The 1,579-nt window shown below is 39.8% G+C and carries 1 protein-coding gene; it reads right to left on the bottom strand.

The annotated features are described in order from the left end of the window. Positions 1-185: 185 nt before the first annotated feature. Positions 186-1,283, bottom strand: coding sequence for a Fic family protein (locus tag CWB65_RS19580; protein ID WP_138741295.1), 1,098 nt, complete (start codon positions 1,281-1,283; stop codon positions 186-188). Positions 1,284-1,579 lie beyond the last annotated feature (296 nt).

Raw genomic sequence — 1,579 nt, 5'->3', positions numbered from 1 at the left:
CAATCACTTGGCTTCTCATTTACTCCTCATTCGCTTCTCTTTGTGCATTAAAGCCCTAAAAGCAAAGCTTTTAATTTATGGACGAAAGTTTACCTTTCGCTTTAATTAAAGCATTCAGCACTACTCGTTTAACTTAAACACACCTATTTGCCTCAATCAATGAGTCAAATAGCCATTTAATTGCCTCATTGAGCAACTGTGTAACGTGTACTGCGCCCACCGGCAGCTGTTTTTGTTATGAAACCTAATGTTTGTAAATCGGCTAAATGCCGTGTGGCAGTCGCACGACTGACTTTAGCTACCTTTTGATACTGACTGGCACTAATTCCGTGCTCAAATTGGCCATCGAGTAATTTATTAATTACTTTTACTTGTTGCTCACTTAGTTTTGTTTGCTCTTTACTTGCCCAGTAATTAGTTTTAAAAACTGTTTGCTCAATATTTTTAAGCGTATGGTGTATCGCATTATTAAGCGTATTTAAAAACCATTTAATCCACTGTGTTATACAAAGCCCGCCACGCTGCGTGGCTTCTAGCACCTCGTAGTAGCTTTTTCGATCGTCTAAAATAGCCACCGACATAGCATATAACCGGATAGACTGAGCATACTTTTGTGCTAAAGCCAGATCGGTTATAAGCCGTGTTATTCGCCCATTACCATCTTCAAGCGGATGTATTGTTACAAACCATAAGTGTGCGATAGCAGCACGAATAAAAGGGTCTATTTGTGGATCGTTTTGCGTGTTGTTGAACCAATCAAAAAATAGCGACAGCTCTTTGTTTATTAACTTTTTAGGTGGCGCTGTAAAATGTAATACCGGTTTATCTAAACGCCCTGATACAACCTGCATTGGCTCGTCACCACGCAACTGCCCGCCCTCAATCTTAGTAAACAAGCTTTGCTCATCGGCAAATAGTAAACGATGCCAGTTAAGCACCCTTTCTAAACCAAGCGCTGAATCTGTGTTAGTTATTGCATCAAGCATAATTTCTGCAAGATTGTCGCTTTGCACAGTTGTGGGATAAGGCTTCTCGTTAATATTGAGCTTTTTAGCGAGCGAAGAGCGAACCGAAAATGCATTAAGCTTTTCGCCCTCAATCGCACTAGAGTGAATAATATTTGCTAATAAAGTATCAAGAGCTTGCTGCTTTTGATGGGCACTTTGCACGCCCATACGGCCCACTAATAAGCCATGGTTATATGAAAGTTCACTTAGTAAGGGAGCAAGCGACGCATAATCCCACGTAAAGTTTGGCCAGTTTTGTTGTTGCCATATCCACATAGTCTTTAGCCCTTAAGTTAGTTAACTTCAGTCTATATGATTTAATTGCCTCATTCAATGAGGCGATTAATGGCATTAATTGCCTCATTGTTTTGCAAGCACCACCGCTTTTTAAATTATAGGCAACCGTAATTTAAATATTTGTAGATGCAATTTTACTTCGCGCTTTGACTACTCATTTACTCCTCATTCGCTCCTCTTTGTGCATTAAAGCCCTAAAAGCCTATTATTCAAAAAGAGGTTTAGAGACGCTGCGCTTTTAGAAAAGTAATTAAGTAGCTCGGCTCGTCTCATTT

This window comes from Pseudoalteromonas sp. S554, from assembly GCF_005930865.1.
In the GTDB taxonomy this organism is placed as follows: domain Bacteria; phylum Pseudomonadota; class Gammaproteobacteria; order Enterobacterales; family Alteromonadaceae; genus Pseudoalteromonas; species Pseudoalteromonas marina.
This window is presented reverse-complemented; position numbering and strand designations above follow the sequence as displayed.